Origin of the sequence: Photobacterium salinisoli (genome assembly GCF_003614885.1) — a bacterium.
GTDB classification, from domain to species: Bacteria; Pseudomonadota; Gammaproteobacteria; order Enterobacterales; family Vibrionaceae; genus Photobacterium; species Photobacterium salinisoli.
In genome coordinates, this window is sequence record NZ_QZMS01000014.1 from 115,655 (window position 1) to 128,066 (window position 12,412).

16 protein-coding genes are annotated in these 12,412 nt (G+C 50.0%); 11 read left to right on the top strand and 5 right to left on the bottom strand.

Annotation, left to right across the window (positions count from 1 at the left end; genetic code table 11):
* Nucleotides 1-66: 66 nt before the first annotated feature.
* The 4 genes from D6M16_RS19595 to ypfJ form a co-directional block, all read right to left on the bottom strand.
* Nucleotides 67-276 (bottom strand): cold-shock protein, encoded by a 210-nt coding sequence (locus tag D6M16_RS19595; protein WP_027254038.1) that lies wholly within the window; start codon nucleotides 274-276, stop codon nucleotides 67-69.
* Nucleotides 277-525: 249 nt separating this feature from the next.
* Entirely contained in the window at nucleotides 526-990 is a 465-nt protein-coding gene (locus tag D6M16_RS19600) for a chemotaxis protein CheX (RefSeq protein WP_027254037.1), read from the bottom strand.
* Nucleotides 991-1,026: 36 nt separating this feature from the next.
* Complete coding sequence (zur, locus tag D6M16_RS19605; RefSeq protein ID WP_120513594.1) at nucleotides 1,027-1,473, bottom strand: zinc uptake transcriptional repressor Zur; 447 nt, start codon at nucleotides 1,471-1,473, stop codon at nucleotides 1,027-1,029.
* Nucleotides 1,474-1,821: 348 nt separating this feature from the next.
* Complete coding sequence (gene ypfJ, locus D6M16_RS19610; RefSeq protein WP_120513595.1) at nucleotides 1,822-2,715, bottom strand: KPN_02809 family neutral zinc metallopeptidase; 894 nt, start codon at nucleotides 2,713-2,715, stop codon at nucleotides 1,822-1,824.
* 522 nt (nucleotides 2,716-3,237) lie between these two features.
* On the opposite strand from ypfJ, the gene D6M16_RS19615 reads away from it, so the two are divergent.
* From D6M16_RS19615 to D6M16_RS19625, 3 genes are all read left to right on the top strand, one after another.
* On the top strand, nucleotides 3,238-4,809 hold the full coding sequence (locus D6M16_RS19615) for a S8 family peptidase (RefSeq protein ID WP_120513596.1): 1,572 nt from the start codon (nucleotides 3,238-3,240) through the stop codon (nucleotides 4,807-4,809).
* Nucleotides 4,810-5,011: 202 nt separating this feature from the next.
* Nucleotides 5,012-5,416: a DUF3597 domain-containing protein gene (locus D6M16_RS19620; RefSeq protein WP_120513597.1), complete on the top strand. Its 405-nt coding sequence runs from the start codon at nucleotides 5,012-5,014 to the stop codon at nucleotides 5,414-5,416.
* Nucleotides 5,417-6,173: 757 nt separating this feature from the next.
* Nucleotides 6,174-7,076, top strand: a complete 903-nt coding sequence (locus D6M16_RS19625) for a hypothetical protein (protein ID WP_162941113.1) — start codon at nucleotides 6,174-6,176, stop codon at nucleotides 7,074-7,076.
* 65 nt (nucleotides 7,077-7,141) lie between these two features.
* Here the strand turns inward: D6M16_RS19625 and D6M16_RS19630 are convergent, their stop codons facing one another.
* Entirely contained in the window at nucleotides 7,142-7,750 is a 609-nt protein-coding gene (locus D6M16_RS19630) for a S24 family peptidase (protein ID WP_120513599.1), read from the bottom strand.
* Between the two features lie 135 nt (nucleotides 7,751-7,885).
* Here D6M16_RS19630 and D6M16_RS19635 point away from each other — a divergent pair, with 135 nt between their 5' ends.
* The 8 genes from D6M16_RS19635 (at nucleotide 7,886) to D6M16_RS22630 (ending at nucleotide 12,407) form a co-directional block, all read left to right on the top strand.
* Entirely contained in the window at nucleotides 7,886-8,140 is a 255-nt protein-coding gene (locus tag D6M16_RS19635; RefSeq protein WP_120513600.1) for a pyocin activator PrtN family protein, read from the top strand.
* Nucleotides 8,141-8,150: 10 nt separating this feature from the next.
* On the top strand, nucleotides 8,151-8,339 hold the full coding sequence (locus tag D6M16_RS19640; RefSeq protein WP_240435665.1) for a hypothetical protein: 189 nt from the start codon (nucleotides 8,151-8,153) through the stop codon (nucleotides 8,337-8,339).
* Nucleotides 8,339-10,114 carry a replication endonuclease gene (locus D6M16_RS19645; protein WP_120513602.1) on the top strand — a complete coding sequence of 592 codons (1,776 nt, stop codon included), beginning with the start codon at nucleotides 8,339-8,341 and terminating at the stop codon, nucleotides 10,112-10,114. Before D6M16_RS19640 ends, D6M16_RS19645 begins: the two co-directional genes overlap by 1 nt.
* 4 nt (nucleotides 10,115-10,118) lie before the next feature.
* Nucleotides 10,119-10,427, top strand: a complete 309-nt coding sequence (locus tag D6M16_RS19650; RefSeq protein WP_120513603.1) for a hypothetical protein — start codon at nucleotides 10,119-10,121, stop codon at nucleotides 10,425-10,427.
* On the top strand, nucleotides 10,420-10,926 hold the full coding sequence (locus tag D6M16_RS19655) for a hypothetical protein (protein ID WP_120513604.1): 507 nt from the start codon (nucleotides 10,420-10,422) through the stop codon (nucleotides 10,924-10,926). Before D6M16_RS19650 ends, D6M16_RS19655 begins: the two co-directional genes overlap by 8 nt.
* Nucleotides 10,892-11,410: a hypothetical protein gene (locus D6M16_RS22340; RefSeq protein WP_162941114.1), complete on the top strand. Its 519-nt coding sequence runs from the start codon at nucleotides 10,892-10,894 to the stop codon at nucleotides 11,408-11,410. The genes D6M16_RS19655 and D6M16_RS22340 overlap by 35 nt, the downstream gene beginning before the upstream one ends.
* On the top strand, nucleotides 11,373-12,155 hold the full coding sequence (locus tag D6M16_RS19660) for a hypothetical protein (protein ID WP_120513605.1): 783 nt from the start codon (nucleotides 11,373-11,375) through the stop codon (nucleotides 12,153-12,155). Before D6M16_RS22340 ends, D6M16_RS19660 begins: the two co-directional genes overlap by 38 nt.
* Nucleotides 12,156-12,281: 126 nt before the next feature.
* Entirely contained in the window at nucleotides 12,282-12,407 is a 126-nt protein-coding gene (locus tag D6M16_RS22630) for a hypothetical protein (protein WP_255558100.1), read from the top strand.
* Nucleotides 12,408-12,412: the final 5 nt, after the last annotated feature.

A 12,412-nucleotide genomic window follows, 5' to 3' on the forward strand; every position in this document is an offset into this window, starting at 1 on the left:
GCGGAAACCTGAAATGATAAAACGCCGCTTTTGCGGCGTTTTTCTTAGTTGCGGTATGCCTTACGGTTAAGACAGGGCGACCACTTCGCTGGCTTGTGGGCCTTTCTGGCCGTCTGTAACGATAAACTCAACGTTTTGGCCTTCTCTCAGAGTACGGCGTCCCTGAGCCTGGATGGCGCTGAAGTGAACAAAAACATCTTTGCCATCAGCAGCAGAGATAAAACCAAAACCTTTATCATCGTTGAACCATTTAACGGTTCCTGTCAGTTTGCTCATTTGACGATCTTTCCTTTGTAATCTATTCCTTGCGTTACCCGAAGGCAGGCAACACGAATGCTATTAACAGGAATCTTTATAGGTGAGTAGATACCTTAACAGCATTTCCAGTCTAGATCGTAACCGGAATACGGAGCAATGATTTATGCGTTATTTATGCAAAAAGAGTGAAAGAGTTAAGCATGGTCACGCCAAAAGGTCAGGCCAGTTTGCACTGGCCTGCAGAAAAAGACGTGATTTGTGAAAACGTTAGCGGTCGAAGCTGATTTCGATGAAGGCTTTGCCGTATTCAGATTCAAACGGCATGATGATGATGGCCCCTTCGCTCTTGTGCGTGATGGTGTGGCCGCGGCCAGACACAACGGCAGGGGTGGCCATTTCAAAGTCGTAGCCTTTTTCAGACAGAATGCGTTTAGCGCCACCTGTCACCATATTGGTGATCTCGCCAACCATATCGGTGACTTCATCATTGATGCCATTGGGCCGTTCGCCCAGCATGCGCTGCATGATTTCCAGCGCCAGACCTTCATCAAAGGTAATGGACATAGAGCCTCTGGTCTGCGGGCCAATCATACCAATCAGGCCGGATACATCACCACGGGCGACTTCATCTTTTTTCAGCAGAGGTTTTTGCGGGGCCAGCTCCATTGACGCCATGGTCTTGAGCACATTCAGCAGAGAGGCCAGAAACGGGTTTACAAATTCTGCTCGCATAGGATCTGGATTGCCTTGTTGTTGTTCAGAAACGGACTACTTCTTCAGTTGGCATGCTTGGCACACACCGTGGCTTTCGACCACATGGTGAGAAATCTGAAAGCCTTGCTGTTGTGCCTTTAGTTTTAGCATTTTAGCCAATTCATCGTCGTGACATTCCTCCACATGACTGCATTCATCGCAAATTAATAGCTGTGAACAATGAGAGGCATGGTCCAGCAAGTTGCAGGCGATATAGCTGTTTGTCGACTCGACTTTATGCACAAAGCCCTGAGCCAGCAGAAAGTCGAGTGCGCGATACACAGTGGGAGGCTTGGCCTGAGGTTCAGTTTCCCGAAGCAAATCAAGCAGCTCGTAAGCACTGATTGAATTTTGATGCTCAACAATCAGCTCCAGCACTTTCTGGCGTTGTGGTGTCAGCCGGACTCCACGTTTATCACAGAGTGTTTGGGCCTGATTCAGCAGTTGCATATGATTTGCCATACTTCCTCAAAAAAAGCGACTAGCGTCATAGTCTATCATAGCATTTCAAAAACCTAGCTCTGAGAGACATAATCCAGCACGGATGGACAAAATTTTCGTGTAACTGATCACATTCGTATCAGCGGTTAAGTGGCAGAAGGTAAACGCGATTGATTTATTGACTGATTTGTAAGTCAAAAATGCCGACCATTCCGGACAAGGTGCTTCCAGCAATGGCAGTCAACTGTCATTGCTGTTGTCCTGAGTAATGCGAGGCAAAGTGTATGCAGAAACCATTAAATGGCAAGCAGGACTTAGAGGGCTGTGCGTTCTTTTCAGGGCCAGTATCGCTCTGGCCCGGAATCAGGATTACCGCAGGTTCTTAAAGGTGTCGCAATCTTTGGGATTGCCGGATTCGAACCCGGTGCGAAACCAGCTTGCCCGCTGCTCAGACGTGCCGTGGGTAAAGGCGTCTGGCTGTACGGCCTGACCAGCCATTTCCTGCAGCCTGTCGTCACCCACGGAACTGGCGGCTTTTAATCCCTCTTCAATATCGCCCGGCTCGAGCAGTTGCATGTCATTGTGCACATAATAACCCCAGACACCGGCATAGCAGTCGGCCTGAAGTTCGAGCATCACACTCAAGCGATTGGCGTCAGTCTCGCTGGCCTGCTGCTGCATCTGGGCGACCTGTTTGTTGGTGCCCAGCACATTTTGCACATGGTGACCCACCTCGTGCGCGATGACATAGGCAAACGCGAAATCACCGGGCGCCCCCAGTTTTTTGAGCTCGTCCATGAAGCTGAGATCCAGATACACTTTACTGTCTGCCGGACAGTAAAACGGACCTGACTGCGCCTGACCCATGCCACAACCTGTCTGGGTGATATTGTTGTACAGCACCAGCTGGGGTTCGGGATACTGGCCGTCGAGCAGCTTGCTCCAGACGGTTTCTGTGGTACCCAGAATCGCCGCAACAAACTGGGCATCTTCGTCACTGGCCGGTAACCCGCCGGTTTGCGCCCCTTCCTGTTGCTGCATCGCCCCGGAACCGGGCTGAACATCCATCATTCCGGCACCGCCGGTAAAATACTGGTAGGCCAGATATATCCCGCCAACAACCAGAATGAGTTTACCCACCTTGGTTTTGAGTAAAAAAGGGAGAAAACGCAGTAACCCTGCCACCGCCACCCCGGATCGAGCTGGCCCCTGACCGCGTCTGTCATCAATGTTGGTACTTTGTTTGGTCTTGCGCCAGCGCATAGGTTTTCCCCTGAGTTATGAAGAGGTTTCAACAAGTCTGAGCGAAAAGTACAGATTTTGCCTGTTATGCCCTGAGACGCGGCGACATTTTTATTTAGCAGCACAACACACTCCGCTATTAGCCGAGATCTTCTGTTTTACAAATCCGGGCAAAATTAGCATTTAGGCCTGCTGTAAAGTCAGGGGGTTGCAACGGTACGGCTTTTATTTGTCATTATGGCGTTAAGATATTGAAATATAATCTGTAATTAGCAGGTTTTTTACCTGTTCGGATTTATTTACATCCATCCTTTTCCGAATTAAGCCTGGGGGGCTGGACATAAAGTCATATCAAAACAGCAACTTATTTATGCCTTGTGATGAGTCTCAACTTGGATGTAACCACGTATCTCTCTGTTTCATTATCAAAATTCAGTATTTCTCTCTTATGTATAGGGGCTTGGTTGCGTATAGGTTTTAACTGTGCCGGATGTGAGGGGTAGGCCATTCCAAGTAACGGACAAACATCAAAAAGGAATAACAATGTTTAAGACAATGCTAGGTTGCTGTATCACGTCTGCGCTGGTATTAACCAGTGCCGCTCTGCAGGCTGAAGACTCACAGTTTGCATTAAGCTCAGAGTCACAGGCTCAGCTGATCACCGCGGCGCCTGAGAAAGCCGTCGCCAATCAGTATATCGTGGTGTTAAAAGAACCGGCGTATATTGCCAATGATATCGCCGCGCGTACCGAGTTTGTGGCCCGCACTGTCGAGTCTATCAGCACGCTTCATGCCGTAAAGGCACAAAGGGTGTTTGATTCAGCCCTGAGCGGCTTTGTCGCTGAGCTGACGGCAGAGCAACTCAATGCACTTCGCCGCGACAATCAGGTCGACTACATAGAGCAGGATCAGGTGATTTCACTCGACCCGGTTTTCCCTGAAGCCTTTGATGCTCAGCAAACCAATGCCACTTGGGGTCTGGATCGCGTGGATCAGCGCAGCCTGCCGCTGGACGGTAATTTTGTCACCCAATATAACGGTGCCGGCGTGACGGCATATGTCATTGATACCGGCGTCACCACCACCCATGCCGAGTTCGGCGGCCGTGCCCGTTCCGGCTACGACTTCGTTGATAACGACAGCAATGCCACCGACTGTAATGGCCACGGCACGCATGTGGCCGGCACTATAGGCGGTACGCGCTACGGTGTGGCGAAAAACGTCAGCCTGGTCGGGGTACGGGTACTGAGCTGTAATGGCTCGGGCACCACATCTGGGGTGATTGCCGGGGTGGACTGGGTGAAACAGAACGCCTCGGGCCCTTCTGTGGCAAATATGAGCCTGGGCGGCGGCATTTCTACCGCGCTGGACAGCGCCATCAACAGCGCGGTCAATTCAGGTGTCAGCTTTATGCTGGCGGCGGGCAATGAAAACCAGGATGCCTGTAATGTCTCACCCGCCCGGGTGGCAAACGGGGTTACTGTCGGTTCGACAACCAGTTCAGATCAGCGTTCCAGCTTTTCCAACTGGGGCAGCTGTGTTGACATTTTTGCACCGGGATCCTCCATTACCTCTGCCTGGTATGACGGCAGTTACAAAACTATCAGCGGAACGTCCATGGCGACACCGCACGTGGCCGGTATCGGCGCGTTGTATCTGGATGAATACCCGAACCTGACTCCCGCTCAGCTCAGTCAGTTACTGGCGCAGCGCGGCACGACAGGCAAAGTGAGCGATCCGCGTAACAGCCTCAATCTGCTGGCTTACAGCGGCACAGACAATGGCGGTGGCGATCCGGGCACCCCGTCAGACGGCAAACTGGAAAACGGTAAAGTGCTCAGTGGCCTGAGCGGAACGTCCGGCAGTGAGCAGCATTACTACATTGATGTACCAGCAGGACGTACCCTGACGGTTCGCACCTCTGGCGGAACAGGGGATGCCGATCTGTATGTCCGCTTCGGGCAGAAAGCCACGAAATCCAGCTGGGATTGCCGGCCTTACCGCGCGGGTAACGGTGAAACCTGTACCGTCACACCCACTCAGTCTGGTCGCTACCACATCATGCTCAACGGCTATAACGCTTATAGCGGCCTGTCTTTACAAGCGAGCTTCTAAACCGTCATCACCATAACGGTACCACTGCCGCGCCCCGGACAAGGATGTTCAGGGCGCTTTTTTGTTTACCCGTCGCCAGTCGTTGAAATGCGACGCTCCGGGCCAGAGAAGCCGACTAGCTTTAATGAAGCTGAGTGAGCACTTCTGCCACTCTGTTTTGCCTGTCATTCGCAATCCGGCCAACACCGGTTAAGGAGCCGAAATGGGTTTGTTCAACGATATTCTCAATAAGCTGGGCTTTGGCAAAAAATCGCCGCAGACACCTACGCCATCTTCTAATGTGACATTTGCCCCCGACGAAACACCCGCACCCGCGTCTCCGGCTGAGCCATCCGTTCCGGCCATGGAAACTGTCGATGTGGTCGCCAAACTGGAATCTATGGCCAGCAACCATCCAGAGCCGCTTAACTGGAAATCCTCGATTGTCGATCTGCTCAAACTGCTGGGTCTCGACAGCAGCCTGTCGGCCCGTAAAGAACTGGCGACTGAACTGGGTTGTCCCGCCGACAAAATGGCCGACTCTGCCCAAATGAACATGTGGTTGCACAAAACCGTGCTGCAGAAGCTGGCAGACAACGGCGGTAACGTGCCGGATGAATTGCTGTGACTGGAAGAGTAACAATCGTTTTTCTACATCACCAATCAGCCTTGAACTGACAGGGCTGATTTGGGTAGTGCCCTAACTACTTTCTTTTACGGCTTAGGCAGTGTGCTGTGAGCGAAAGCTTTCGTTATTGTCTCAGGCCGCCTGAGGCCTGACTTGGCCTGGGGGAGCCTTTTTCCTGATCATTTTGTATTCTGCATGTATAATACGCCCCTGCTTTTTAACGAACACAGTTGCTTTGTACCGCCTGTTGTCGCTCTCGGGTGTTGTTTTCAACGATAAATGAGGCGAGATTGTCCTGCTCGGGAAGGGGGACTGCGAGGGTACAGTGAACGGAATTCGGGCAATTTCAATTGAAGTGACAGGAAATTCAGAATGACGCTACACACTGAAAACACTCAGGAAACTTTTGGCCTCGCTGGCGATCACCCCTCATGTCGCTTTTCGGTTGCTCCGATGCTCGATTGAACGGATTTTAAGGCTATCAGCTGGCTGAGTTGTTTTGAGGGGTACTATGGGGGGACTAACTGAAATATGTATACTGTATTTCATAATGCATAGTACCAATGTGTATTTGTTCTATACACGATAAAGCGTACAACTAAGACCGTACCTAAGCTGTGAGAACAAAACATACTTTCTTTGAAGCGGAATATGTCTTCGATGCTACTTTCTTCTCGTTTTTTAATGATTTTAGTTGTTAATATGCCAGATTAAAGAATTGTTTTTATTTCAGGTACTTGATTTTTCGGGGCGAGCAATGAATGAAGTTTTACAGATAACGTATGAATCAATTAAACAATTGCCAGTAGGGTACTTTGAATTGTTGGCAATTTTTTTAATGATATTGCTTTATGTTGGCCTGTTTTTCTTGTTGATGAATAAGCGAGTTAAACGAGCGATTTTTAACTTTTTTGATATCTTTAGAAGTTTTTCATCATTCTTGTTTATATTGGATGATGTGGAATATAAAAATAAAAGAAGAGATGTTTTATCATCAGAGGCTATAGAAAAAGAAATTATACTTGAGTTAATGGACAGAGGGATTACTAGGAAGGTAATTTCTTCTGAGCTACAAAGATATTGTGATGAAAGACTGCATTCAGAAGTAAGAGAAAGCATTAAAGGTAATAATGAAATCTCAGAATCTTATAGGCTGAAAATAGAAAAGCAAACACAAGCCAATAATACGTTATTAGAAACGTTGTTAACAGAGCAAAAGACTTCTACATCAATGAAGTCAAGATTAACAAATCTTTTTATTTTGTTTACATTGGTTATGCTTATTGCAAATTTTACATATGGTAGTGAGATTACTGATACTAATAAAATATTAGTAGGGATTACTTATGTAACTCTAAGCTCATTTTTGATATTTATCATACGAACGTCACACCAAAGAAGTGCTATGTTAATATCAATACAAGAAGATTTAAAAAAGCAAAGCGAATTATCTGACTTCTTTATCGGCTTCAAGAAAAACAAAGAATTAACTGAGCATGATGTTGAATTCTTGAGGATGATTATGGTGAGTCGAGCTGAAAGGGAATCTAAAGCTAATCATCCATATGAGGTAATGTTGAAAAATGTGAGTGGAAGTAATATTCAACTTGGTAAAAGTTCAATTAAACTAGGGTCCAATAAAGAAACAGCAAGTAAGTGAGTAGGAAATTATTAGCCGAGTATATACAACTCGGCTTCACTATAAACAGGTAAGCTTTTTGTTCCCTACATTCTTTGCCCTGACCAAACTACCTCACCAATTACTTCAAAATCACTGCTCATGATCTCTTCTTTGCTCAGCTCCCACGGTTGGTAATTGTCGTTGTCACTGGTGACAGACAGACCATGTTTTGAGAACTGCAGACGTTTGACCATCAACTGACCTTCAAATCGAAAGACGTAGATTCCATCACCAGTAAAATGATCGATTTGGTTCACCATGACCAGACAGCCATTCTTGAGCGTTGGGTACATGCTGTCACCCTTCACAGGCATCAGAAAGACATTGGCTGCTTTTACCCCGACTTCGTTCTGAATGTAGGATTCACTGAAAACGATATCGCTCGACTTCTCTTCACTTACCACTAAAGCGCCATGGCCTGCACTGGCTTCTACCTCGTAGAAATCGAGGGTGACATACCCTTTTGGCGGAGCAATCACCCCATTTTGTGATATTTGTCTCGCTTTTAGGAAAATATCTTCAGGGATTTTTTCACGTGTCTTCCATGACTGAATGGTCTTCGGAGATACCCCCAGAACCTTTGCCAGATCTACGTTCTTCGCAGTATTCGTTAGCTTCTTTAACTCTGCAATCTGCTCGTCGATACTCTGCATGTGTGCTGCTCCATGTCTGCAAATGTATTGCTAAGTGAAAAATGATCGGCAATAATGCTGCCAGATGTTGTTGCGGGTGATTTGCGGGTGTTTGAGTCACTCCGAATTGCTCCAAGTGTACTACATAGAGGCTGTATGAATACAAATTTTGCACTACTTGCACGCTTCCAAAGTCCAACCGTTGAACTAAAGCAGGTCTGTCAGGAGTTCTTCGGCATTACGCCAAAGACAGCCGAGCAGAAAGCCAAAGCATGTGATTTTCCCGTTCCTACCTTCAAGCTGCGCGACTCTGAGCGCAGCCCTACATTAATCAAGATTGATGATCTGGCGGCTTATATTGACCGCCGTTATGAACAAGCCAGAACAGACTGGCAATCTGTCCGCGGCTAAGGGGGCTGTCATGGACCCGATTCACACCCCTTGTCCTGACATGGCTGGCATGGTCAATCCTGATCCCGAGAAACGCCAGCGCGCTGTATTCCTGCTGGGTAAGTTGCGGGAAAAACACGGGATTAGAAAGCGCACCTACACACCCCGCCCGATGAACTACAAATGCACGCCAACAGGCTGCTATGAGGTCAATGAGTAATGCAATACGGTACTATTTTTACTCGCCATTTCTTAAAGCGTCTCCCGCAAGTCGTCCGTCAGGATATCCGCACCAAGATAGCCAGCCGCCAGCAGCGCGGCGGGGCTACCCGTGACAACCTTGACCGCTTCAGTGATGAGGCGGTGAAGTTCGGCTTAAAAGTCGCCCCCTTCATAGAAAACAAGTTTTCCTTTGTCGACAGCCGCAACAAGGTCAACGCCGAGCGTTTAAACCATAACATTCTGATGCGAGACGAGGCCGTGCGTAAGCTGGCCCGTCTGGTTGCTGATGAGAATATGCAGGCAATGAAAGACATTGACCCGCAGGTTTTTGACAGCTTTCTGGAAGCCATGAAGCATATCTATGCTGTGCTGGCTGAGAATATCCGCGCTATTTCCATTAACCCGCCTGTATTGCCCGGTGGCAAGGTGGAGGTTGAACGCGCCGAGCAAGTGCTTACAGCTTCAGTGCTGAAAATGCAGTCTGAAGAATGGATTGAGCGCCGCCTGTTGCACCTTCGGGCGCAGTACATTGAGTACGCACAGATAGCCCTTGAGCGCGTCGGCGACAAAGGGCACCAGACTAAATACATTTCCTATCCGTCTTTCCAGAACTGGAAGAACAAGCAGCGTGAAGCAGAAAGCTTCATTCAGAACACCGTGGTGTACAACGAGGCCACCGGGGAGCACTTCGACCTTGCCGAGGTGATCAAGCGCACCACGGCCAACCCGGAAAACCGCCGGATTGAAATGATGGTACGTTCCCGTGGCTTTGAAGAGCTGGCGCAGGATTTAGGTTACACCGCGTTATTTCTGACGTGGACATTGCCGAGCAAGTACCACCGCAATTCTAACAAGTGGAACGGGGCCACGGTCAAAGAAGGCCACGGTAACCTGATGCAGCAGTGGGCGCAGGCCCGCGCCCTGATTGCCAAAGAAGATATTCACTACTTCGGTTTTCGCGTGGCAGAGCCGCACAAAGACGGCACCAGCCATGGCCACTATTTTCTGTTCTGCGATCCGAAAGACAAAGACACCCTGATTAACATCATATCCGGCGTGGCAACCGCTGAAGACAGAGCCGAGCTGGGAGACGACATTTCCCCGCGCTTTGACGTTAAGGAAGCTGACCCGGCCAAGGGCGGCGCTACGGCGTATATCGCTAAGTACGTTTCGAAAAACATCAACGGCAAGCACATGCCGGACACCGAAGCCGAAGAAAGCGCGTTTCGCGTCCGGGCGTGGGCCTCAGTTCACCGTATCCGCCAGTTTCAGCAGTTCGGCGGTGAGCCTGTTTCCCTGTGGCGCCATCTGCGCCGGGCTACTGAAGAACAAACCCGTATTGATCCAAAACTCGAAGCGCTGCGACAGGCGGCGGATTCCTCTAAGTGGGCGCTGTTTTGCCAGCTCGCCGCGGATGCCCAGTTGGCCTATGAAGAAAAACAAAACCAGTACGGCGAGAGCGTGAAAAAAGCCATTGGCTTTCACTGGGTTTCTGAAGGGGTGAGCACCTTCATTTCGACATGCAACGAGACCTACCGATTAGTGAAAAAGTCTGAGTTGGGGGCGCTTTTAGAGTCGCGGAGCGGCTCCCCTTGGAGCACTGAAAATAACTGTAACCCCATGCTCGGAGAGCACTTAAAACAGGTGACCGGATGGAGCCTTGCCGGGGTGCAGTGCCTGATTAAACCCATATTGGCCGGGGCCAAAGTGCCAATAGACAAAGATTGCCAGCTCAAACTGGCAAATAACCGCTTAATTGTGACCCGAGGATAAATTGATGATTGAAACCATGACCGCTGAGCAGCTACGCCACGCCGAAAAAGCCATTGATACGGCGGAAGCCTTATCCGTGGAGGTGAAGGGCGAGATTGAAAAGCTCAAAGCGCTGGATATGAAAGTGCTGGTGAAAAAGGTCTCTGCCGTGATGTTCAGCGGCGGCTCCCTGAGTCTGGAGGCTATCGGCCTGCCGGGTGATTTCTTTGACAAGTTGGAAATGCTCGACGGGATCAGCGCGAAAGCCCGTGCCGGTTACCGGGCTGAAGTACAGGCCCGCTTGGCAGTGCTGGAAGGGGGCGAGGATGAGTAAGAACCCGACCCGCGGCTATATCCGCTGCACCGTGCCCGAGTGTGGCGAGGTCTGCACGGTGCACATGACCGGGGAGCACCGCCTGATGGAGTCCGGCGAGCCGCCGAAGAACCCCCGCAACATTGGCAAGCTCTACTACCGTTGCCCGCGATGCGGCAACAGTACCAACAGCACGTCAATGCATGAGCACATTGAAAAGCACAAGGTAGATACGGTTCAGGCGCTGGGTGATGCGCCTGTTCAAACCGTTCAGGAATCTGTTAGCGAACCCGTTCGGGAACCCGTTCAGGAAACGGTTCAAAGCGTTAGCCTAAACGTTACCCAAACCAGTGAGGACGGGTTACCCGCGTTAACCGAACCTGAGCAAAACACCCCGAAAATCGCTTGGAAAACCCTGTATCCGTGGTTAGTCGGGTTATTTGTACTGGTAATGATTTTAATTGGTCTGTGTAAAGGAAAAAATGATGACAGCAACAGCGGAAAACTTGCAGCAAATTGAGGCGTTTGACCTCGTAGAAGAACAGCCCCAGGCGGATGACTGGGCAGATTGGGGCGCAGCGATTCAGCAACTTGAATCTCAGGAAGTGCCTGAGTCAGATGACAGCACGGTGGCGCAGGACGCCGCCAATGATGAAGACGCGGCAGAAGCCGCGGTTGATTTGCTGGACTTGGGCTTTGTCCTGTCAGAGCAGGCGATCACCTTCGCTATCGGTCTGGATTTTGAATACGACGAGAAAGCCAAGGCCAAGGTATTAAAGGCCGCTGGGCCACTGATGCAGAAACACGGGGCGACGTGGTTGAACTGGCTCGGCCAGTACAAAGAAGAAATTCTGTTCTTGGTGGCCGTCATTGGTTTGGGTGGCGTCACGGCCCGTCAGGTGAAAGGGCTTCGGGCGGAGAAACGCGCCCAACTGGCCGAGGAGAAAGCACAGCAGGAGGTGGACAATGGCGAAAAAGCCAACCCTGAACCTGCCGCGGCCTAAGAACTCCAACACCCATCTTGACCCGTTGCACCGGGTGATAATCGGCGGCACCGGCAGCGGGAAAACCTCACTGGTCAAGCATGCAAAATTCATCACCGCCAAGGCACAGGCGGTGTTCTTTGACCCTTACGAAAACTACGCCGGGAAACCCTTTCAGGGCCAGCAGGTCAGAGGCTTCCACTCTAAGGCGGATTTCCTCAAAGCACTGGTCAAAGCCCGGCAAGGAAACAGTGCCTTTAAAATTGCTTATATCCCGTCTGACTTGGTGTTTGATGAGCTGGAATTTTTCTCAGCCGCGGCATGGTCGGTACTCGATGGCCGCAAAGCCCCGCTGGAAATCTGCATTGAAGAGCTGGCGTCCTGCTCGCCTACGTCAGGCACCTTAAAAGGGAAAGCTGGGGAGCTGCTGCGCGGTGCCCGCCAGTATGGTGGCATTGTGACGACCGTGTTCCAGCGTGGGCAGGAAGTGCCGAAAACTATCACCACCCAGTCACCGACGTGGTATCTGTGCGCGGTTAATTCAATGAATGATGCCAAGTACCTGTCTGACGCGAAATCCGTTCCGGTGGCAGACATCGCGGCCTTGCGCTCAGCCAAGATGAACAAGCTGGAAATTAACAAGCCGATCGCGGATTTCATCCACGTCGAGGACGGCGTGGGCAACTACCGCAAAGGGGCGCTGAACTGCCAGACAGGCCGAAAAGTTTCTCTGACCTACCGGAAAAACAGCAAAAAAGCAGCGTGATACCCGTCACATTTAAACCTATAGGTTACCCGCCCAACCTATAGGTTTCTCCTCATTTCCAACCTACCTAAAAGTCGATTTCATAGCGGCACCGAAACGGTTCAACCAACAACACAAAGGAACGCTATGAAGAAAGAACACAAAGTCATGCTGATCACTGTGGTGGTCACTTTGCTGATCATTGCAGTGATTAACAATGTGTCTTCACTGAAGACGCTGAAAGAAACAATTTACGGCGACGGGTGGTTTTAATCATG

Bases quoted from the DNA above. Each gene is read 5' to 3' on its own strand.
- D6M16_RS19595 (WP_027254038.1), bottom strand. From the start codon at position 276: ATGAGCAAACTGACAGGAACCGTTAAATGGTTCAACGATGATAAAGGT.
- D6M16_RS19600 (WP_027254037.1), bottom strand. From the start codon at position 990: ATGCGAGCAGAATTTGTAAACCCGTTTCTGGCCTCTCTGCTGAATGTG.
- zur (WP_120513594.1), bottom strand. From the start codon at position 1,473: ATGGCAAATCATATGCAACTGCTGAATCAGGCCCAAACACTCTGTGAT.
- ypfJ (WP_120513595.1), bottom strand. From the start codon at position 2,715: ATGCGCTGGCGCAAGACCAAACAAAGTACCAACATTGATGACAGACGC.
- D6M16_RS19615 (WP_120513596.1), top strand. From the start codon at position 3,238: ATGTTTAAGACAATGCTAGGTTGCTGTATCACGTCTGCGCTGGTATTA.
- D6M16_RS19620 (WP_120513597.1), top strand. From the start codon at position 5,012: ATGGGTTTGTTCAACGATATTCTCAATAAGCTGGGCTTTGGCAAAAAA.
- D6M16_RS19625 (WP_162941113.1), top strand. From the start codon at position 6,174: ATGAATGAAGTTTTACAGATAACGTATGAATCAATTAAACAATTGCCA.
- D6M16_RS19630 (WP_120513599.1), bottom strand. From the start codon at position 7,750: ATGCAGAGTATCGACGAGCAGATTGCAGAGTTAAAGAAGCTAACGAAT.
- D6M16_RS19635 (WP_120513600.1), top strand. From the start codon at position 7,886: ATGAATACAAATTTTGCACTACTTGCACGCTTCCAAAGTCCAACCGTT.
- D6M16_RS19640 (WP_240435665.1), top strand. From the start codon at position 8,151: ATGGACCCGATTCACACCCCTTGTCCTGACATGGCTGGCATGGTCAAT.
- D6M16_RS19645 (WP_120513602.1), top strand. From the start codon at position 8,339: ATGCAATACGGTACTATTTTTACTCGCCATTTCTTAAAGCGTCTCCCG.
- D6M16_RS19650 (WP_120513603.1), top strand. From the start codon at position 10,119: ATGATTGAAACCATGACCGCTGAGCAGCTACGCCACGCCGAAAAAGCC.
- D6M16_RS19655 (WP_120513604.1), top strand. From the start codon at position 10,420: ATGAGTAAGAACCCGACCCGCGGCTATATCCGCTGCACCGTGCCCGAG.
- D6M16_RS22340 (WP_162941114.1), top strand. From the start codon at position 10,892: ATGACAGCAACAGCGGAAAACTTGCAGCAAATTGAGGCGTTTGACCTC.
- D6M16_RS19660 (WP_120513605.1), top strand. From the start codon at position 11,373: ATGGCGAAAAAGCCAACCCTGAACCTGCCGCGGCCTAAGAACTCCAAC.
- D6M16_RS22630 (WP_255558100.1), top strand. From the start codon at position 12,282: ATGAAGAAAGAACACAAAGTCATGCTGATCACTGTGGTGGTCACTTTG.